The organism is Psychrobacter sp. S1-30-MNA-CIBAN-0213 (genome assembly GCF_040309845.1).
Lineage (GTDB): Bacteria > Pseudomonadota > Gammaproteobacteria > Pseudomonadales > Moraxellaceae > Psychrobacter.
In genome coordinates this window covers 379145-398809 of the sequence record NZ_JBEOPE010000001.1, presented here as the reverse complement: position 1 = coordinate 398809, position 19665 = coordinate 379145, and the positions used below count along the sequence as shown (strand labels likewise).

Below are 19665 nucleotides of genomic sequence, written 5' to 3'. Positions count from 1 at the left end.
GTATTACTTAACGCTTACGGCCAAATTTACGCTGCTTTTTATTACTAATCTCAGTAATAGCATGAGCAATTTCATCATCATCAAGACTGGCCACTTGTTGCAGAATTTGCATCATATCAGGACTCAGCACATATTTGGCATGGTGAGCGATATCATCAATACGCTGATCAAAGTTTAATGCACCCGTTTCGTCATCTATCTGTAGATAATCAAGTCGAGTAAGTGCGGTGACAAAACTTAAAAATAGCGAGCGATCGAAGAAGTCCGGAATATCATCAGCATATAACACTGATAAGCGCTGACCTAACAGATGGCACAAGTCGACCACTTCTTCTGTCGTCAAATTACCCGAGCCTTGTTGTGATAGCAAAGCTAGGGTCATAAAGTAACGCTCAAGGCTTTGTTCAACAGGAGCTGCGAGCACTTCAAGCTGTTGATAGCAGCTGCTATTAGCATCTGGCACACTAAGCATACCATCACCTAAATCGATAATTAGACCATGGGCGATGAGGTTGTCGATTTTTTGATTAAGCGTATCCATTAGACCGTGCGCTGGATAGTATAAAAACAGCTCACTTTGTAAGAAGGGGTACATCTGGATAACGATATCATCAAGGCGATTACGATTAACGCGGCCATTACGTGCAACTAGTGCTGCTAAGAATGACAGTAAAATAAACACGTGCAAAATGTTATTACGGAAGTAGCTTAATAGCGCTGCTTGCTTACCAGCGACTTGAATAATATCACCTAAGATATGTGGTATACGTTCGATAAGCTTAAGCTTGATACCATAATCGATAATTTTCTGCGGGCTCATATCTGTAACGACCGTATCATCAGAATAAGGCATTTTACGTGCAATACCTTGATACAAAGCGATCTGCTCGCGGCAGATATCTTCATCAAGCGCAGCCTTTGGTGCTGATAAGAGTACCAATGATAATAGCGATACCGGATTGACGACAGCAGCCTTGTTAATATGCTGCATGATTTTCACGCCGATATTGTCAACCATGGCGCTGGCTTTTTCATCGAGTGGCGTATCGGTACGATCAACAGGTAGGCTATCAGCAGCGACATCGAATTTTTGCAGGAAGTCGCTTAAATGCAATGGCGTGCCAAAGCTTAAATGGACATTACCAAAGATACGCTCAATTTTGCGCCCGACTTTTAGTAACCCAATTAAAGATTCTGACTCTTTTGGCTTACCCTTCAGCTCGCCAATATAAGTACCACCTTCCATAATGCGCTCATAACCAATATAGGTTGGAATAAAGACTACAGGCTTATTGGTTTTGCGGAGCTGACTATGGATGGTCATCGCCAGCATACCCATCTTCGGCGGTAGCAAGCGTCCTGAGCGTGAGCGGCCGCCTTCGATAAAGTATTCAATGGGCGTATTGCGGGTAATAAGGGTGTGCATATACTCACGTAATACCGCGGTATAAAGGGCATTACCGCGAAAGCTACGACGAATGAAGAACGCTACCGCACCGCGTAATAATGGCCCTAGTACTGGTACATCTAAATTGTCACCGGCAGCCACATAAGGAATACTCAGACCGCGCTTATAAATGACGTAAGACAATAATAAATAGTCAACATGGCTACGATGGCATGGCACGTAGATAATCTCATGATCGGTCGCAAGCTTACGTACGCGCTCAAAATGATGGACTTCGACGCCATCATATAATTGCGTCCATAACCATGTCAAAAATCTGTCAAAGACTCGAATAATAGGGTGAGAGTAGTCATTAACCATCTCATTGGCGTATTTTCTAGCAAGCCCGCGAGCTTCGCGCACACTAATGCCTTTTTCGTCAGCTTCAATCTGTGCGGCATGCTGGATAGCAGGTGAATAGATGAGCTTATCTACCAAATTGCGCCGATCTGATAGATCCGGACCAAGCATAGTGGCGCGCTGCTTATCCAGATAAGTATTAAGCTGTTGTTGTAAGGTGCGTACCAATTCACGGTTAGCGTCTGCTGCTGGAACTAATGCATGGCGCGCGTCTTGGCTATCTGCAATATCAGCTACTTCCAACTCATCTGCTTGTCCATCGTGCAAGCTATCATGAATAATAGTACGTAAGTCTTGCGGTGCATGGAACTGCACAAAGGTATCACGTCCCATGACGCCGATATTGAATAATTGCTTGGTGATACTCGGATCTTGCCAGTTATCTGTCATTAACAATTTAAATAACGAATCTTCTTTTTCAGGCGCGCGACCCCAAAGAATAGATACTGGTACCAGTCGTATTTGCAAATCTGGATGTTGCAAGCTAGCAGCAACCAAACGCGATAAGCGCGGCGATAGCTGATGGTCTTTAGATTTGGGGTGATGCAAAAATATAATAGCTGCATTTTCATTAACATCATGTGTGCTATCTTTGACACCCATCAATGCAGGCGGTAGCTTGTATTCCTGAGTTTGCAGGTCAATCAAAATACTGTTTGAGCGCGAATAATCTTGCAGTACATAGAAAGTCAGCGTTTGATCATTGGTATCAAATTCCGGCAACTCGCCCAATAGTTTTGCCTTAACGGCGACATCAAGCGCTTGTCCTGATACTTTTCGGTAAAGCTGATTGATAGGCGCATTGGTATAAGACGTCGCAACCGATGACCTCGTAGCATCAGGTGCTGCTGGCGCTTTAGACGTTCGGTTTTTTAGGAGCTTGTTTTTTAGGAAACTGGGTATCATAATCAAAAGTCAGACTTTGTAAAATGTAATGCGCTTATGATGCCATAAAAGCAGTCAAAGCGATATATGGTGTCAGTATCTCTGCCTAATATATTATAAAATTTAACTTGTCCAATGTTTTAATCATCCAATGAGTAATGGGGCAAGGAGCAGGGTTTCGGCGCAGAGTAAGTGAATCGGGTTTAACGAGAATACCTATTTTTTAATGTGAGTTTAACGTGAGTACCTTATGACTCCTGCTATTAAAATTGCCAAACAGCGTCGCCTTGATTATCAGCTGCACGAATATACTCATGACAGTAGTGCAGCGTCTTTTGGCTTAGAAGCTGCTGAAAAGCTCGGTGTGAAAGCTGAGCAAGTGTTCAAAACGTTGGTGGTAGAAACGGATGCTGGCACGTTAGCTGTTGCTCTTGTACCAGTTGATAATACATTGAACTTTAAAAAAATGGCCAAAGCGCTATCTGTTGATAAAGTGCTGCCCTGTAAAAAAGTACAAATGGCAGACCCCAAAAAAGTCGCACGTAGTACGGGCTATGTGTTGGGCGGTGTCAGTCCGCTGGGGCAAAAAAAGCGTTTAATAACAATAATAGATATATCGGCTAAAGACCAATCAACCATTTATGTCAGTGCTGGGCGTCGTGGGCTTGAGATTGAGTTGCCACCATCGCAACTAGCCGAAACGCTTAGCGCTCGTTTTGAAGATATAACTGATGGCTGATAATTAGTTAAGTATTAAGTCATTGCCGCGACAAATAACCAAACATGCTAAGACTTTATTCATAGACAAAGCTTTTTAGTCATTAAATTTCACTCATTATAAGGATAGGTTCATGCCACATTTAACCATTCAAGCAACGCCTAATGTCAGTATCCCTCATGAAGAGTCGTTACTCAAATCTCTAAATAAAGTGCTATGGGATAGTGGTCACTTCGGTAAACCGACTGATATTAAAGCGCGGATAATCCCTATCGAAACGTTTTTGGTAGGAGTTGAAGATGATGAGCAGGCACATGGTTTTATTTACGCGCACTTAAAATTGATGCCAGGACGTGACAGTAGTGTCCGTGAGCAGTTGGCACAACTACTAACAACCACGATAGAGGAGGTATTAAGCAAGGAGCAATCGGGACGCGCGGCGCTACAAATATGCGTCGAAGTCGAGGAAATTAGTCCTATTTATCAAAAGAAAATTCTCGGTAGCTAATATTTTCTACAACTTCTTATTATGACTATAATCAGCGAACCTTTGAGATTTTATTATCAATAGTTAAGCACAAAAAAGCGCCCAGCTATTGATAAGCTGGGCGCTTTTTACTTTTCTTAAGTTTGGTTAAGCTTAGGTTCAATAAAGCTGAGGCTTTACTCAATCTTAGTCTAAGAAAGCAAAGTTCTCAATATCCATCGCTGTCATACTTTCACTTGGCGCAACCATACTTTCGGCATGACCTGAAGTACGTGGCAAGATTTTGTCAAAGTAAAACTCTGCGGTTTGGATTTTGGCTTTATAGAATTCTGGTGACTCAGCGCCGCCGTTTTCTAGCTTGTCATAGGCCACTGCCGCCATACGTGCCCAATGATAGCCCATCATGGCGTAGCCTGAATACATTAAGAAGTCTTCTGACGCTGCTGAGATGATTTCACGGTCTTTACGTGCCATTAGCATCAAGCGTACTGTAAGCGTATTCCACTCTGCACATAACTTAGTTAATGCCCAAACGAATTTACGCATATCTTTATCAAGTGCATACTCGCCGCACCATTTCATGATGCTTGAGGTATAGTCACGAATGATTTTACCTTTTGACTGCAAGATAACCTTACGGCCTAATAGATCAAGCGCCTGTACGCCAGTTGTGCCTTCATACAAGGTTGCGATACGTGCATCACGAGCGATTAGCTCCATACCCCATTCTTTAATGTAGCCGTGACCACCATAGATTTGCTGACCGTGTTTGGCCGCTTCGATACCTAGTTCGGTCAAGAAGCCTTTTAGGATTGGCGTATAAAAGCCTAGTTTATCGTCCCATTTTTCGAACTCTTCATCATCGCCATTAGCCACGCCTTGTGCCATCTTATCCGCATAACGCGCTGAGTGATAAATCATCGAACGACCGCCTTCAGCAAAGGCTTTTTGGGTCAACAGCATACGACGTACGTCAGCATGATGAATGATAGCATCTGCAACTTTTTCAGGATCTTTAGTACCTGATAGGGCGCGCATAGAGCGACGCTCTTTGGCATAAGGTAGAGCATTTTGGAACGACAGCTCAGTATGTGCCAGACCTTGGATGCCAGTACCAATACGAGCGGTATTCATAAAGGTGAACATCGCTTTAAGGCCTTTATTTGGCTCACCAATCAGATAACCAACAGCACTATCAAAGTTCAATACACACGTTGATGAAGAGCTGATACCCATTTTGTGCTCGATAGAGCCACAAGTTACGCCATTACGCTCGCCAACTTCGCCTTCAGTATTAGGCAGGAATTTTGGTACGATAAATAGCGAGATACCGCGCGTGCCTTCAGGAGCATTAGGTAGGCGTGCTAATACAATGTGAACGATGTTTTCGGTTAAATCATGCTCACCGCTTGAGATAAAGATTTTGGTACCGCTAAGCTTATAGCTACCATCTTCTTGCGGGATTGCTTTCGACTTAACTTGTCCCAAATCTGTACCACACTGTGGCTCAGTTAGGCACATAGTACCTGCCCATGAGCCGTCAACCAGCTTATGCAAGTACGTCTGTTTTTGCTCGTCAGTACCGTATTGCATCAATGTATTGATACAACCTGTCGATAGACCAGGGTACATTGCCCAAGGCCAGTTGGCCGTACCAATCATTTCAGATTTGATTAGGTTGATGGACATTGGCAAGTTCATGCCGCCGTACTCTTCAGGATAAGAAATCCCTTGCCAGCCACCTTCTATAAACTGGTTATAAGCTTCTTTAAAGCCTTTTGGCGTCGTTACTTCGCCGTTTTCAAAATGACAACCTTCTTCATCAGCAGGCTGATACAGAGGGGCTAGAACGTTTTCAGAAAAATCAGCCATACCTTGTAAGATCATATCGATCGTTTCAGGGTCAGCATTTGCGCCGTTGTCTAAATCTTTATAGTGAGTTTGAAAGTCAAAAACATCATTAATCAAAAACTTAATGTCACGTAAAGGAGCTTTGTAAGTTAACATAGTCGGTCTCTTTAGTTAGTTTGTTTTAGCATTACTAGTAGCTAATTTTCATAAGTTTTTAGTAGGTCTAAAGGTAAAAGGGGTTAAGCATTGCTTGCTTATTATATTTATGGTCAAAGGTTACTTAGCAAAACGACATGCTATGGGAATATTATTAGTATAAATGTTCTGTTAGGACAAATATACAATACATAATTAATATTCATGACTGAAAGGTATAAGTATTAATTTAATTTATGATTGATGAGTTAATACCTAGTAAGCGTAGAATTGTAAGCGTGGAATTGCTGTCATCAAAATCATCTTGGTAAATTAACAACTAGCAGATTGAAGTAAAGTAATTGATTTAGAATAATAATCTATGACCGTATCAGGTCTTTATATAGCTAAGACAGAGGATTGAGCAAATGCTCGCTTATATCAAACACTTAATCCGTGGGGAGCTTGACCATCTGTTGTCTGTCAATCAGAGTCGTCGCCCGTGGCACATGCCGATTATCGCCGCTATTTCCATTAGCTTTCCAGTCTTTGTGGGCGCTTACTTTGGCGTACTACCTGCAGGAATTAAGGCCTCGTTAGGGGCAATGGTTATCTTGAACTTACCCTTCGCAGGCTCGTTGCCTTATCGTTTGGTGACGGTGATGGCATGGAGCTTTGCAATGACGTTGTGCTTTGCGCTTGGGCTGATTGCGCAGCAAATTCCAGTGATCAAGCTACCAGTATTTGCGCTCATAGCTTTTGGGGTTGTCGTCTTTGGGCGTTATTATCGTCAGCCACCGCCCGCAGGCTTGTTCGTCATGATGGCAGGTGCTATTGCCTTATTTATCCCTGTATCAGCTGAGCAAATACTGTCAGCGACAGGGCTTGTGATGTTGGGTAGTGGTTTTTCGATGTTTATGGCGCTTTTGTATACGCTATTTTTATTAGCAACGCGTGCCTCTACTTCTGTGCCCGTCTATAGTTATGAGCCAGACACGATTAGCGACAGCATGATCGTTGCAAGCTTTGTCAGCTTGGCATTACTGATAGCAGTAGTGCTGGATATGCCTTATCCCTATTGGGCAGCGGTCAGCTGTTTTATTATTATCCAAGGCATACAGATGCGTACGATATGGATTAAACAGCTCCATCGTTTATTAGGTACGCTAGTAGGAATGGCGGTCGCTGGTTGGATGCTGTCTTGGAACTTATCAAGGTGGGAGGTGGCGCTGGCAATATTTCTTATGATGCTTTGTATTGAGTCGCTGGTCGATCGTCATTATGGGCTGGCAGTGATACTTATCACTCCCTTGACGATATTTATCGCCGAGTATAGCAGTGTTACCTCGCTTGCGCAGGCGAGTGTTGAAGAAGTCATTCGTGCACGGATGTTCGATACTGCGTTGGGCTGCGTGGTTGGTTTGAGTGGAGGTTTGGCAATACATTCAGCAAAGCTACGAGCACCGCTAAGACGTATAGAGAAATGGCTATTAGTACGCTTTGCTTAGGCACAATAATAGCATTCTGCTGCTATAAATTTTCCGCTCTTGCTGTAACCCGGACAGGCAGACAGACGATTAAACAAACACGGATTTCAAAAAATTCATTCCAGCAGTATCAGGTTTTTTTAAAGTGAATCGACTATATTCATCACCAATAACGTTATTATTATTTCTACTTTGATGCTTGCTTCAATATCTCAGTCGCTTTCACTACATCAATAGTATGAGCGGTCCAACGCTCAAAACTTAACGCAGCTTGTCCGATTAGCATTCCGTAGCCATCTGAAGTTTGCGCACCGCGCGCTGCGAAATGCTGCAAAAAGGGCAGTGCGCGTCCATACATCATGTCATAGGCATAATGGCAATTTAAATCATCAGCGATAGGCAAAGTGTCACCTGATAACCCGATAGAAGTCGCATTAATAATTAGGTCAAATTGCCCAGTCAGCTCAGTCGTCGCGCAAGTTTCAATCGCATGCTTGTTAATCGCATCGCTTGCTGCACTAAGCTCTTCCACTAAAACTTCAGCCTTATTCAAGGTACGATTAGCGATAGTCAGCTGTCCGATACCAGCTTGGATAAGTGGCAATATCACGCCGCGTGCCGCACCGCCTGCCCCAATGATAGCGACACGTGCTTGCGCAAGTGGCCAACCCAAGCTGATGATATGATTGACCAAGCCTTGACCATCAGTATTATCACCATATAGCGCATTAATTTTTTGCAAATGATCTTTTTGTGATTCGTCACTTTTTAACAGCAGCGTATTGACTGCGCCTGCGACACGCGCATGTTCAGATAACCCGCCCTGTGATTCGCATAATGCATAAGCGACCTGTTTAAAGGGTACTGTCACGTTGGCGCCCACACCGCCACCATTAAAAAACGCTTTAACCACCGCGCCAAAGCTAGCATTATCATCAGGACAATATTGGCGCTGGTAGCTGATATCAATACCAGCTTGTGCCGCAAATACTTGATGAATCTCTGGGGATTTACTGTGGGCAATAGGGTTGCCAATAACGATAAAGTGCTGGGTCATAGGTTGTCCACTAGCTATATAGTCAATTCAAAATAATAGAAGTACGTTTACTGCTGGTATAAATTTTCCTCGCTTGCTGTGCGCTTTGCCAGACAGAGGCTGCGTAAAATTCATCCCAGCAGCCCTGTGCTCTTTTTAAATTGAATCAACGATAACAAAGAAATGATAAAGGGCAAGAGATAGAAAAAACAATCAAAACTTACTCATCATAGGGGATAACAATATTTTTAACAAATTTGTACCCTCTAGGATTGTTATCCGTAACGTAAAGGCTAGTCAAGCGCAAGGCAGTTGGGTACACTGTTTACATGACAGCACTAAAATTACGACATTGGATGTCAGGACGATGACCGAAAAGCAAGCCTACAAATGGCGCATTTATTGCATGATTAATGTACGAATTATGGCAGATATATGATGCTTTGTTATGCAGGTTATTTATCGCCGTCATTCATTATATCGATAGCCTATTATATTAATAATGAGTTTTTTATTAATAACGCACCGTGTTAACAACCATTCTTTATTAGCAGCAGCATTTCTAGCAGCTTGTTAATATAATTTAGACCCAAAAAGTGTGAGTAAATTGCCCATGTGGAATAACAGCCTACAGACCTTTGCGGTCGGTATAATGATGGCAGCTGGCGTATCATTGAGCGCATGTAATGGCTCAACGAAAGACACCAACTCTGAGGTTGCCTCTGACAATACAACCGAGCAAGCCAAGCCTGCACAGGTAAGCTCTACGCCAGAAGCGGACTTAGATGGTGCGACAGCCCAGCAAGGCAGTCCAGTCAAGTATAACGTCTCGTCATGGGGCGGCAAACAAGTCCAGCCTGTAAGCATACAAGAAGTCGATCAAATCAAAGCAACGTTTGGTAAAGTCGTTTCTACCGATGAAAACAGTTTGGACTATGCCAGTAATCCCGCCACCAAATACCGCTTTATGGATACGGATGCGCCTTATCTAGATTTGATTGACTCGGAAAAATACCTCGAGATTGGTTGGTATTACGCCAATCCTACTGACTCAGATAAAGAAAAAGAGCTCAGTAAAGCGCATGCGAAAAAGTCTTATCAACTCGCGCGCCAGCTTATGGGTGATGAGGGCGGCAAGGTTCTATCAGATATGCTCAGTGGTCAAATCATAAAAAATAAAACCACGGGCGGTCAAAAAATAGAGCTGGGTAAGTGCGAGTTTTATAGCTGTATGTTGGTACTAAATAAGTCGGGTGAGCAACAAGCGGACGCCAGCTAGATATGACAGCTGAATCCAATAGCAGTCAGTTCAATAGCCATGCCCCTAAATGGCAGCGCCTACATCCGCAGTCTGATGCTATGGAAGCTACTGTAGATAGCGTTATGCTAACGCCAGACAATCGCGGATTGGCTTATGGAGATGGGTTTTTTACTACCATAGGTGTCATTGACGGTTTGATATTGTGGCAAGACTATCATTACCAAAGACTTGTCTCTCACGCTTATGCATTACAGTTAGACGTCGATAGCGACTCGCTACTGGCCACTTTGCAATCTCACGCCCAGCAGCTACAGCAGGGCGTGATAAAAGTCATTGTCACGCGTGCTGTACAAGCTGTGCGCGGTTATGGTTTTGCAGCAAATATGGATGCTAGCCCTTGTGAAGTCTGGTGTAAAGCAACCGCTATGTCTATTGATACCGCTCAGCATACCTATCTACCAGATGGGAACAGTATATTAATACAACCTACGACATCAGCCATATGTTTAACCGCGCAACTTGCTTGCTTGCCACCACCTTTAGCAGGTCTCAAAAGCCTTAATCGACTGGATAGTGTACTTGCTAGCGGTGAGCTACAACGTCTCAAAGCCAAATCATTAGAATCTGATATAGAATTAGGCTTTGATAAAGGGTTAGCCATTGGTGAAGGATTGGTACGCGATATGAGCGGTAGCTGGGTGGAAGGCACGATGAGTAATGTCTTTTATCAACTGTCAGCTTCGCAATTGGTAAACAATGCGCAATCGCTAGAAAATTTTGCCACTAGTGAAAATTCTTATTCAAATAACGATGTAAATAACGATGTAAATAATGATGTAAATAATGATGTAAATAATGATGTAAATAATGATGCAAGCTACTCGCTAGCCGGTCAGTGGTTTACACCGCCATTAACGCAATCAGGTGTCGCTGGGGTGATGCGCCAAGTCATTATTGATGCTTTCGCTAAGACTGAGACGCCAGTTATCATGCGTCCGTTAAATGATGATGATTTACCAAATTTACGTGGTTTATTCTTTTGCAATGCCTTGCGTGGTGTGATGCCAGTGACAAGTCTGACTTTGCTGTCGGGAGAAGTTTTAAGCTTCTAAATAAGGGCTTTTATTCCCGTCCAAAAATATTAAATTTAGTATCAATATAATCTTCTGAATCCAAAATAACTTCTTCATTTCGATACATTTCCTGTGCTCTTAACAGTGCGTCTTGCTCATTTTCAGCCACAACTTCTACTATATTACTCATGGTCTCGACAATTTCTATCTGAAATGTTTTCGCGGCTTTTATCTCTCTTTTTATCATAGCTATTCTCAGTATTATCAAGCGATTTCAATTATTCATGCCAGCTAGACTATCAAAAGGTCTCAAAAGAAGTGATCGTCTTTTGTTACGTGGACTTATGCAATAAAGTAAATCGATCAATGATCCTTTTTAAATAATGAAGGTCAAAAGGATAAACGTTGATGTGCCCAGTTTATGAAGAAAAGAGAATCCCGCTACAAATTCGTCGCTTGATGGTTTTTGATGAAATTTGCCAATTAGCAAGAAGCAGACCTGATGAAATAGTGCATTTATCACCTTATACTCAATTAGCGTTTGGTGTCATGTATTTACAAGACTTCAAAAGGCTTATTGCTTTTGGCGGTATGTTTGAATATGCGCACACGCGTGAGGAAGTCATCGAGCAGCGTATCAACGTAATTCCTAACGATGAGCTAGTTATGTGTGCATTAACCGTTAATTTAAAACCATTTACCAAACCAGCACGCAATGCGATTCAGCTGTTCTGGCAGTGGAATTATTATGTGAAAAACAGAATGCATGCTTATATCGATTATCGTGAAGAGCATTTTTTTAAAATTAATGATGAGATTGATTGGGAATATCCAGCGCATAAGTTTCATGAGCGCCTAGTCGCCACCGCACGCTTACCACTATGGGATGATAGGGATGAACTGATTGCTGATGTTTATCGTGATAAAAAAGGACAGCCTAGACCTGAACGATATAACGAAACGCGATTAGTATAATTTTCGATAGTACCCACGGCTTACAAACTCAATAATGCCTTTATCGCGTAGAACTTGTAATTGCTGGCGGATTTTATCTGGAATGTAATTGTTGTCAGGATGTTTGAGCTGGAGCTCATTGGTAAAAGCATAAACCTGCTGCAAAGAAAAATTGTTATCAAGTTTATCGATACATTGCCAAACATCTAACGTCCAACCACGTGTCTGTTGTGTTTGTTCACGTAAAAATAAGGTTTTTTGAAATTGTTGGGTGACTTTTTCGCGCAGTATCACTTGTTGGTTTTTGACTAGAAATACTTTTCCTGACTCTGGCACTTTACGCAAGTCGATATTGCAGCCAATCCAACCTGCACGTTTGGCAGTTATTGATAAAGGTTTACGTTTTACAATCATATCCGGCTTAAAAAAATGCTTAGGAATGATTAAAAAATTATTAACGGTGCATTCTTTGGAATAAGTCAAAAAGAAAAAGCTTGGATTATCCTCACTATTGATACGCTCAATCATAGTTTTATAAGCGCCATCATTGATAACGTTGCTTAATTTTGCTTTCTTACTTTTTAGCTCATATTGCTCGTTACAGTTTGAACAATAAAAATCAGCGACCGGTCTGCCATTAGCAAATTCAGCTAACGGCTGAGTGCTACAGTTCGGACAGTAACCATTGTTTTTCACCCATGCCTCACTGAGTACACGAATTTTTTGAGCTTGAGAGTTATAATTTTTAGCAAGACTTTGATTGAAATGTAAATTCATAATAAGTTTTCGTTATTAATAAGAAGGCGTAGAAATAGTAATAGAAGGCATGAGTATTAAGCCATATAATTTAACCTAAACATCAAGTTAATTGATAAGCTAAGCAAATAACATTGAAAAGCACGCGGTTCAGTGCTAAATTCTAGCAAACATCTGCCTCGCGAGTTGCCATGAGCAAGCCTACACCTGAAACGCCTCCTGAACGTCCTAATGATACTCCATCAGATAAGCAAGATGGCACTATCAACGATCCTGCTAAGACACCTCAAGACTCTGAACCAGATAATAAAGTACCCGCGACAGATATTTCGCTTGTCAATGGTAAAAATTCCCCGCGCAAGTACAAAAAAGACAATCAATCGTTTTTTATGCAGCGTGGTTATCAGATTTTATTAGTCTTAGGCTTGATAGCCGCGTTTTTATTGGTGATGGTCTATCAGACGTTGTTCGGTCGTATCGATCAGCCTGAGCAAATGGTTACGATTGAGCAGGGTGACACTTATTACGGCTTGCTACCACAATGGCAGCAGCAAATACCGCTGTTTTCTGCCAGTATTGCCAAGTTTTATATCAAGTCGCAAATAGATGCGCCACTGCATGCAGGTATCTATCAATTGCCGGAAAACCCGACGATAGCAGAAGCATTGCAAATCTTACAACAAGGCGCAAAGGTAGCGATGGTAAAGGTACAAATCATCGAAGGCAAAACAGCGGGCGATTTGTATCAGACCTTACGTGACAACCCTGGTATTACCAAGGAGGTGCTGACCGCTGATAGCGACAATGCCAGTATCGCAGAGCAATTGGACTTGGCTGGCATACTGCCTGACTCGGTGACTAATAGTAGTGACCCTATCGTTAGCTACAACCTTGAAGGTTGGTTCACCCCTGATACCTATTATTATGGTGAGGGTGCAACTGATAAGCAGGTGCTGACTGATTTATATAAGCGTCAGCAACAAGCGCTGACTCTAGCTTGGGAAAACCGTGCACCAGATTTGCCATATAAAACGCCTTATGAAGCACTGATTATGGCCTCCATTATCGAAAAAGAGACTAGTGTGCCTGAAGAGCGTGAGCTGGTGGCTGCGGTGTTCACCAATCGGTTGAATCAAGGGATGCGCATGCAGACGGATCCGACCATTATTTATGGTATGGGGAGTCGCTATGAGGGTAATATTCGCCGCAAAGATATCGACGAAAAAACATCGTACAACACTTATCAAATTGATGGCTTGCCACCAACGCCTATCGCTCTGCCATCTGCTGCTTCTATCGAAGCCACATTGCATCCTGCTGATAGCGAAGCCTTATATTTTGTAGCAACGGGTAATGGTGGTCATAAATTCACCAATAGCTTAGCTGATCATAATCAAGCGGTAAGAGACTACTTAAATGTGATGCGTGAAAAGAAATCACAAACGCCGCCGGAGTAGGTTGGTAGCAATCAGCCTTTGATGTAAAATTATAGTCATAGAAGAAATTTCACAGTAAGCAAAGATATTTGAAATACAAGGCAATACCATGTCAGCATCTATAAACGCACAATCGTCTCAACTGACTACTGATAAGGTAGCGTCTGACTTAGAAACTGTAGAGAAATTAGGGCGTTTCATTAGCTTTGAAGGTACTGAAGGCGTGGGGAAAACGACTGCCATTGAGCAGCTATGTACGCGTCTAGATGCGGCCGGTATTGATTGTCTGCGCACACGTGAGCCTGGCGGTAGTCCGTTCGCTGAGCGCCTGCGTACTATCTTGCTAGACCCGGCAACCAACATAAACGATGACACTGAGCTGTTGCTATTGTTTGCGGCTCGCTGCGATCATATGCAGCAAGTGATTTTACCCGCTTTGCAGCGCGGTACTTGGGTGATATGCGATCGTTTTACGGACTCTACTATTGCTTATCAAGGTTTTGGGCGTGCGCAGGGTGATAGGGCAGTATTAGCAAAGATTGATGCGCTCATTGAGCAGTTTATCCCAAGCTTGCCTGAGCTGACGCTATGGCTTGATTTGCCAGTGTTGGAGGGCATGGCACGTGCAGGTAAGCGTAGTGCGGCTGATCGCTTTGAGCAGCAGGCGATGGATTTTTTTACCCAAGTGCATGCAGGGTTTACCGCGCTTGCTGCCGCACATCCTGAGCGTGTTCATCGTATTGATGCCTCAGGTACTGTTGATGAAGTTGGTGCGCGTATATGGGAAGAGGTTGAGTCTCAGTTTAATATGGTTTAACGATGCTGTTATTCAACGCCCTGACTCAATGCTATGATTCTACGTGATAGGCAAATGTTCGACACGCTCTAATAGTTGGCAATTAATATCTGTTAACAAGCAATTATCAAACTAATAGATGTAAAAAACCCAGCTTGATAGCTGGGTTTTTTCTATTGCTTTAAAATAAAGTGAGCTTTAAGCAAGAGGCTTTTACTGCTTATCTGAACTGTCATTAGCTTCTATTTTAACGGTGTCAGTATCAGCAGTATTTTTATCCGTGTCAGGTAGACGGTTTGGATCCAACGACCCTTTCTTGTTTTTGGGTGCGCTGCCACTACCATTGGCATTGGCTTTTAACGTCGCCACTGAGCTGGATGCTTTATGCTCTGACTTTTTAGCCTCAGGATTTTTAACTTCTGTGCTTTTAGTTTCAGAATTTTTAGCATCAGAATTTTTAACTTCAGCGCTTTTAGCCTTTGGACGAGTAGGCTCTAGTTTAGCAGTCTCTAGGCTATTAGATGCAAGGCTAGCAGGATTTTCTTTGGCAGTAACTTTATCCAAATCCGTTAACGACTCTACCGCTGGTGCAACAGTTGGCTGATCCGATTTCTCACTCTGATCTTGATTCTGTTCAGTTAATTCAGCTTTAGTTTGCGTTTCAGCTGCGCCGTCTTGCTCAGCTTCATTATCTATACCCTCAATCAACTCTTTTTCTTTACGCTTTTCAGGCGCTTTTGAGTTGGCTTCAAAATGCGCATCAGCAACGGCACGTGCTTGTACCTGCTTGTGAGTGACATCTACTGGCTTTGGCTGTATATCGTCATCGACGACCAAAGCGACCAGCTTACGATCCCGTGGCACATTACCATCGAACTTGTCCGTAATGACGCTCAGCTTACCTTCTTTATCAAGCGTATATAGCGGGACGTATTGCTTGTTGTCCGCTTTGTATTGCTCAAAAGTATAGCTGTCGGTAATGTTGGTAATCTTAATACGCGCTTTTTTAGATAACATGCTGGCAAGCTTGGTATAAGTGACATCTTTGCCAAATAACCACTGGGAATGAAAGTTTGCCTGTTTAGTATCACGCTCATTTTTGACTTTTTCGTCACTGAATTTAAGACGGAATATCTTTTGCTCACCAAACTCATGACGGTAATGAATCTCTGATAGCGTATTTAGCTCTTTATCTGTACTCATGGCAAATAGATGACCGATACCGATTAAGTCGAGATGGTGGTCAGCGTGATCTGAGACTGGATTACCGAAATAGGTACGCAGACCGCTCATACGAGCACCCGCGATGTTGGTATAGTTATTATGCGCAACGATTACATCGAAGCCTTGATCTCGCAGAGAAGTCGCGACCAATAATGCTATTGGATTGGAGCCAACGACCAAAATACCATTGGTGGCAGGCTCACGCACACCCAATAAGTTACCGACCATTTTTGCGCCCAAGCCTTGAATCATGACCGTACCGATAATGACCATAAAGACTAGCGGTACTAACAGCTCAACACCTTGAATATCATACTCTTGCAGACGTATAGCAAATAGGGAAGAGATGGCGGCGGCAACGATACCACGTGGGCCAATCCAACTAATCATCAGCTTTTCATTGGTTTTGAGATTAGAGCCAATGGAAGATGCCCAAACGGATAGTGGACGCGCTATGAACATAACGATGGCAAGTAATACAAGTCCTGCAAAACCTACACTCATCAAGCTTGCTAGCTCTACACGAGCAGCAAGAATAATAAATAATACAGAGATTAATAAAACGGTCAGCGACTCGTTAAATTCCAAAATCGTATCGCGTGGGAATTTTGGCCAGTTCGCAAGCGCAACGCCGAGTACCGTAACAGTTAAGAGACCAGATTCGTGCTCTAAGTGATTCGATACCGAAAATAGCACTAAAACAAAGGCAAGGGTGAAGACGTTACGCAGGAACTCAGGCACCATATGACGGCGCATTAAGAACGCTAATACCCACGCGCCCGCCATACCGAGTGCTGTCGCTAAGACAACAATTTTGGCGAATAGCAAGATACTGCTGGCTTCACCACCTGAGATAATGTACTCGTACACCAATACTACCGCAATCGCGCCGATAGGATCGATGATGATACCTTCCCATTTGAGGATATTAGAGATGGTCTTATTCGGACGCACACTACGCAGTAGCGGCATAATTACCGTCGGACCAGTCACACAGACTAGCGCCCCAAATAGTAGCGCAATGAGAGGATCGACATCGAACAACAGATAAGTCGATAATGCCACTATAGCAATGGTAATTAGTACGCCGACTGACACCAGCATCTGCACTACGGTACCGTGCTGCTTAATTTCATCGAACTCTAGGGTCAACGAGCCTTCAAACAAAATAATTGCTACACCCAAAGAGATAATAGGGAACATAAGCTCGCCTAAAACCAAATCAGGGTCGAAGTAACCCAATACTGGACCGACAATAATGCCGATGAGTAACAAAAACAAAATGGACGGTTGCTTTAAGTACCAAGCCAACCATTGGGCGGCGATGCCGATCCCAACCACGCCGGATAACAATAGGGCGGTATCCATAAATTAATCCTTTTATAAGCTTGTCATACTGCATATACATTAGGGTGTGCTTACAATCTAACAGCGGCTACTTGTAAACGTCAAATAGACCCTAAGTTTTGCTATAGCAAATGGTTATTGCAAACGGTTATAACGGTTTTATTTACCGCTAATCATCATAAAGGGTATTCAGGCCATAGGGTAATTGGCAAGAACAGTCGTAGAAATCAACATAATAGGAAAAAGCGTTCAGAGACCTATACAAGTCATCTGATAATGCACAAACAGATAGAGCGAAACAATAAAAGTAAAACCTATAACTTGATAAATTTATCAAAGAAATAAGTAGTTTTTATTGTAGACTTTTGTCTGTTATTTAAATTATTTGGCTTGTTATCATACCATGATTTAATTTTGCTTGTGTTAAACGCACTGCGCGTGTGGAGATATTAAGCTATTAATGACAATGTTTATTTACGATAAGCGGCATCACTTCATAAGGTGTTTTTTGTATATACTCATCTGTATACAAGGAAGCAGGTACGTAGCCATGACGAATGTTATCCTGCATAATATAAACACGATAGAACAGTCACTAAGTTTTTCTAAGATAAGGATATCTTGAGAATGGGACAGAACTTACGCTGTAAGTGTATTGACTTATAGATAGTAATAAGAGTTAAGTGAATGTATAGCAGTCTTTGTGAGTAGACGTTTATTCAATAATAATGCAGATTGGTGTTTGATAGTTTAGTGAGAATAAGCTGACATCATCATATAAATGACTAAAACATAAAAAAATGAAACTCAAAATAATTGAACTTTAAAAACGGGGAATAATAATATGAAGAGTCAACCAATTGCTCATAGGATACAGCGTAAACTAAAGGCTAGCCTGCTAGCAGCTTCGTTAAGTACGGTTATGATTACAGCTGGTACAGTGGCTATCAGTGCAATGACTATCTCCAGCGCCCAAGCGGCAGTCATTACTGCTGATTTTTCTGATCTTGTCCAGCAAGTAACCCCAGGCGTGGCGCGAGTCAACGTTACCAAGACGGTCAGTGAAGCAGAGCTGGCTAAAGCCCAAACCGCTGACTTATTGCGTCAGTTCTTTGGTGACCGCATACGTATCCCTGAACAGGCAGCAACACCAGCAATTGAACATGCTTATGGCACGGCGTTTTTTGTGACGTCTAACGGTTATATGCTGACCAATCATCATGTAGTGGAAGGCGCAGATAAAATTACCGTTACGCTAAATGATCGTACAGAGCTTGATGCCACATTGATTGGTAGTGATGAGCGCTCAGATGTAGCTGTGCTAAAAGTTTCAGGCAGTCAATTCCCAGCTTTGCCTATTGGCGATTCTAATATCATAAAAGTCGGTGAGCCAGTATTGGCAATTGGTTCTCCATTTGGCTTTGATTATTCAGCCTCTGCTGGAATCGTGAGCGCTAAGTCTCGTAGCTTTTCGCGCGAGACCAGCGTGCCTTTTATTCAAACTGATGTAGCGCTCAATCCTGGTAACTCAGGCGGGCCATTATTTAACCAGCGCGGTGAAGTGATCGGCATTAACTCACGAATTTTTAGTGGTACAGGCGGCTATATGGGCTTATCGTTCTCTATCCCCATAGATGCTGCGATGGATATTTATGAGCAGCTCAAATCTAACGGTGAGGTAACGCGTGCTTACTTAGGTATTTATCCGCAGGATATAGATCGTAATTTGGCAGAGGTTTATAAGTTGGCACGTCCACAAGGCGCACTTTTGACCCGCGTATCGCCAGACTCGCCAGCTCAAAAGGCAGGACTTAAAACAGGCGATATTATCTTACAATATAACGATATCAAAATAATGCGAGCATCTGATCTCCTAAATCTCATTAACCGTGGCAAACCTAATGAGACGTTTCGTGCGCAAGTACAACGTGATGGTAAACAGCTGAACGTATCGGGTAAGCTTAGTCATGCGCCAAGTGATGTCCAAGCGCAAGGTCGCGATCAGCAAGATAATGAGGTGCGTGTAGGCTTGCGCTTACGTAACTTGACCCCTGAAGAGCAAGCGGAGCTAGCTAGGGATGGTAAGACTGGCGTGCTAGTCACCGCGGTTGATCCAACAGGATTGGCGGCGCGTTCAGGTATCATGGCAGGGGACGTCATCACCAACTTACATCAAAAGCCTATTGCTAAAGCTGCAGATTTTTCTAGTGCTATCTCATCACTACCGACCAAGGGCGTTGTGACTATTGAAGTTATGCGTCAAGGTATACCAGCGATTATCGGTCTACGTATTGAGTAAGGTCAGTTGTGAAAGGACAGTAACGAATGATAGCTGATGGGGCTTGTTTATCGTGGACATCGCCCCTTATAATGGCTGGTTTTTTATCATAAGTTAGTATTAGGGTTTTTTAT

The 19665-nt window shown here is 42.8% G+C and carries 15 protein-coding genes; 9 read left to right on the top strand and 6 right to left on the bottom strand.

Annotation, left to right across the window (positions count from 1 at the left end):
- Positions 1-7: 7 nt before the first annotated feature.
- On the bottom strand, positions 8-2713 hold the full coding sequence (gene plsB / locus AAEY87_RS01665; protein WP_350655707.1) for a glycerol-3-phosphate 1-O-acyltransferase PlsB: 2706 nt from the start codon (positions 2711-2713) through the stop codon (positions 8-10).
- 229 nt (positions 2714-2942) lie between these two features.
- Here plsB and ybaK point away from each other — a divergent pair, with 229 nt between their 5' ends.
- Entirely contained in the window at positions 2943-3431 is a 489-nt protein-coding gene (ybaK, locus tag AAEY87_RS01660) for a Cys-tRNA(Pro) deacylase (protein ID WP_350655664.1), read from the top strand.
- 112 nt (positions 3432-3543) lie between these two features.
- Positions 3544-3918 carry a 5-carboxymethyl-2-hydroxymuconate Delta-isomerase gene (locus tag AAEY87_RS01655; protein WP_068033853.1) on the top strand — a complete coding sequence of 125 codons (375 nt, stop codon included), beginning with the start codon at positions 3544-3546 and terminating at the stop codon, positions 3916-3918.
- A 165-nt stretch (positions 3919-4083) separates the two neighbouring features.
- On the opposite strand, the gene AAEY87_RS01650 is transcribed toward AAEY87_RS01655, so the two are convergent.
- Positions 4084-5904 (bottom strand): acyl-CoA dehydrogenase C-terminal domain-containing protein, encoded by a 1821-nt coding sequence (locus tag AAEY87_RS01650; protein WP_350655662.1) that lies wholly within the window; start codon positions 5902-5904, stop codon positions 4084-4086.
- Positions 5905-6311: 407 nt separating this feature from the next.
- Here AAEY87_RS01650 and AAEY87_RS01645 point away from each other — a divergent pair, with 407 nt between their 5' ends.
- Positions 6312-7391, top strand: coding sequence for an FUSC family protein (locus tag AAEY87_RS01645; RefSeq protein ID WP_350655661.1), 1080 nt, complete (start codon positions 6312-6314; stop codon positions 7389-7391).
- Between the two features lie 166 nt (positions 7392-7557).
- Here AAEY87_RS01645 and aroE read toward each other — a convergent pair whose 3' ends face one another.
- Complete coding sequence (gene aroE, locus AAEY87_RS01640; protein ID WP_350655660.1) at positions 7558-8427, bottom strand: shikimate dehydrogenase; 870 nt, start codon at positions 8425-8427, stop codon at positions 7558-7560.
- A gap of 592 nt (positions 8428-9019) precedes the next feature.
- Here aroE and AAEY87_RS01635 point away from each other — a divergent pair.
- Together AAEY87_RS01635 and AAEY87_RS01630 are read left to right on the top strand one after the other, a co-directional pair.
- A complete protein-coding gene (locus AAEY87_RS01635; RefSeq protein ID WP_350655659.1) occupies positions 9020-9685 on the top strand; it encodes a hypothetical protein in 666 nt (221 codons plus the stop codon).
- Positions 9686-9687: 2 nt separating this feature from the next.
- The gene (locus AAEY87_RS01630; protein WP_350655658.1) at positions 9688-10779 is read left to right on the top strand and encodes an aminotransferase class IV; all 1092 of its coding nucleotides are present in this window, start codon (positions 9688-9690) and stop codon (positions 10777-10779) included.
- Between the two features lie 10 nt (positions 10780-10789).
- On the opposite strand, the gene AAEY87_RS01625 is transcribed toward AAEY87_RS01630, so the two are convergent.
- Complete coding sequence (locus AAEY87_RS01625) at positions 10790-10987, bottom strand: DpnD/PcfM family protein (RefSeq protein ID WP_350655657.1); 198 nt, start codon at positions 10985-10987, stop codon at positions 10790-10792.
- 161 nt (positions 10988-11148) lie between these two features.
- Here AAEY87_RS01625 and AAEY87_RS01620 point away from each other — a divergent pair, with 161 nt between their 5' ends.
- Positions 11149-11715, top strand: a complete 567-nt coding sequence (locus tag AAEY87_RS01620; protein WP_350655656.1) for a hypothetical protein — start codon at positions 11149-11151, stop codon at positions 11713-11715.
- Here AAEY87_RS01620 and AAEY87_RS01615 read toward each other — a convergent pair.
- Positions 11707-12471, bottom strand: coding sequence for a DpnI domain-containing protein (locus AAEY87_RS01615; RefSeq protein ID WP_350655655.1), 765 nt, complete (start codon positions 12469-12471; stop codon positions 11707-11709). The genes AAEY87_RS01620 and AAEY87_RS01615 overlap by 9 nt on opposite strands.
- 170 nt (positions 12472-12641) lie before the next feature.
- On the opposite strand from AAEY87_RS01615, the gene mltG reads away from it, so the two are divergent.
- Positions 12642-13907, top strand: a complete 1266-nt coding sequence (mltG, locus tag AAEY87_RS01610; protein WP_350655654.1) for an endolytic transglycosylase MltG — start codon at positions 12642-12644, stop codon at positions 13905-13907.
- A gap of 88 nt (positions 13908-13995) precedes the next feature.
- Complete coding sequence (gene tmk, locus AAEY87_RS01605; RefSeq protein ID WP_350655653.1) at positions 13996-14703, top strand: dTMP kinase; 708 nt, start codon at positions 13996-13998, stop codon at positions 14701-14703.
- A 192-nt stretch (positions 14704-14895) separates the two neighbouring features.
- Here tmk and AAEY87_RS01600 read toward each other — a convergent pair whose 3' ends face one another.
- Complete coding sequence (locus AAEY87_RS01600) at positions 14896-17274, bottom strand: cation:proton antiporter (RefSeq protein ID WP_068033898.1); 2379 nt, start codon at positions 17272-17274, stop codon at positions 14896-14898.
- A 901-nt stretch (positions 17275-18175) separates the two neighbouring features.
- Between AAEY87_RS01600 and AAEY87_RS01595 the strand changes: the two genes are divergently transcribed.
- Positions 18176-19552, top strand: a complete 1377-nt coding sequence (locus AAEY87_RS01595) for a Do family serine endopeptidase (RefSeq protein ID WP_502945438.1) — start codon at positions 18176-18178, stop codon at positions 19550-19552.
- Positions 19553-19665 lie beyond the last annotated feature (113 nt).

Coding starts and splice junctions, on each gene's coding strand:
- tmk (WP_350655653.1), top strand. CDS start 13,996: ATGTCAGCATCTATAAACGCACAATCGTCTCAACTGACTACTGATAAG.
- AAEY87_RS01650 (WP_350655662.1), bottom strand. CDS start 5,904: ATGTTAACTTACAAAGCTCCTTTACGTGACATTAAGTTTTTGATTAAT.
- AAEY87_RS01600 (WP_068033898.1), bottom strand. CDS start 17,274: ATGGATACCGCCCTATTGTTATCCGGCGTGGTTGGGATCGGCATCGCC.
- AAEY87_RS01645 (WP_350655661.1), top strand. CDS start 6,312: ATGCTCGCTTATATCAAACACTTAATCCGTGGGGAGCTTGACCATCTG.
- ybaK (WP_350655664.1), top strand. CDS start 2,943: ATGACTCCTGCTATTAAAATTGCCAAACAGCGTCGCCTTGATTATCAG.
- AAEY87_RS01625 (WP_350655657.1), bottom strand. CDS start 10,987: ATGATAAAAAGAGAGATAAAAGCCGCGAAAACATTTCAGATAGAAATT.
- AAEY87_RS01635 (WP_350655659.1), top strand. CDS start 9,020: ATGTGGAATAACAGCCTACAGACCTTTGCGGTCGGTATAATGATGGCA.
- AAEY87_RS01655 (WP_068033853.1), top strand. CDS start 3,544: ATGCCACATTTAACCATTCAAGCAACGCCTAATGTCAGTATCCCTCAT.
- AAEY87_RS01595 (WP_502945438.1), top strand. CDS start 18,176: ATGATTACAGCTGGTACAGTGGCTATCAGTGCAATGACTATCTCCAGC.
- AAEY87_RS01620 (WP_350655656.1), top strand. CDS start 11,149: ATGTGCCCAGTTTATGAAGAAAAGAGAATCCCGCTACAAATTCGTCGC.
- AAEY87_RS01630 (WP_350655658.1), top strand. CDS start 9,688: ATGACAGCTGAATCCAATAGCAGTCAGTTCAATAGCCATGCCCCTAAA.
- aroE (WP_350655660.1), bottom strand. CDS start 8,427: ATGACCCAGCACTTTATCGTTATTGGCAACCCTATTGCCCACAGTAAA.
- AAEY87_RS01615 (WP_350655655.1), bottom strand. CDS start 12,471: ATGAATTTACATTTCAATCAAAGTCTTGCTAAAAATTATAACTCTCAA.
- plsB (WP_350655707.1), bottom strand. CDS start 2,713: ATGATACCCAGTTTCCTAAAAAACAAGCTCCTAAAAAACCGAACGTCT.
- mltG (WP_350655654.1), top strand. CDS start 12,642: ATGAGCAAGCCTACACCTGAAACGCCTCCTGAACGTCCTAATGATACT.